This is a genomic window from Lysinibacillus sp. GbtcB16 (assembly GCF_019091145.1).
Lineage (GTDB): Bacteria > Bacillota > Bacilli > Bacillales_A > Planococcaceae > Lysinibacillus > Lysinibacillus fusiformis.
On the sequence record NZ_JAGXJV010000157.1, the window covers coordinates 1 to 401 of the forward strand.

Genomic DNA, 401 nt, shown 5'->3' on the forward strand with positions numbered 1-401 from the left:
AGCTCAGTTGGTAGTAGCACCTGACTGTTAATCAGGTTGTCGCAGGTTCGAGTCCTGCCTTCGGAGCCATTTTTTTGCTCATTTTTAAGATGGATTTATACATAAAAAATGTAGAAAAGTGTTGCAAGAATGTAGAAATAGTGTTATTATAATTCTTGTCTTGTTTGAGACATAAGTTTGGCCCCTTGGTCAAGTGGTTAAGACACCGCCCTTTCACGGCGGTAACACGGGTTCGAATCCCGTAGGGGTCACCAATTAAAATACATCATCATGATGTACAGGCTTTAAAAAGAAAATAAACTGTGATATAACACACCTGTTTCTATGGAGGATTAGCTCAGCTGGGAGAGCATCTGCCTTACAAGCAGAGGGTCGGCGGTTCGAGCCCGTCATCCTCCACC

At 43.1% G+C, this 401-nt stretch carries 2 tRNA genes; both read left to right on the plus strand.

The features are described from left to right. The first annotated feature begins 179 nt into the window (after positions 1 to 179). Positions 180 to 254: transfer RNA gene (locus KVT27_RS23815), tRNA-Glu, on the plus strand. A 72-nt stretch (positions 255 to 326) separates the two neighbouring features. Beyond that, positions 327 to 399: transfer RNA gene (locus tag KVT27_RS23820), tRNA-Val, on the plus strand. The last annotated feature ends 2 nt before the right edge of the window (positions 400 to 401 follow it).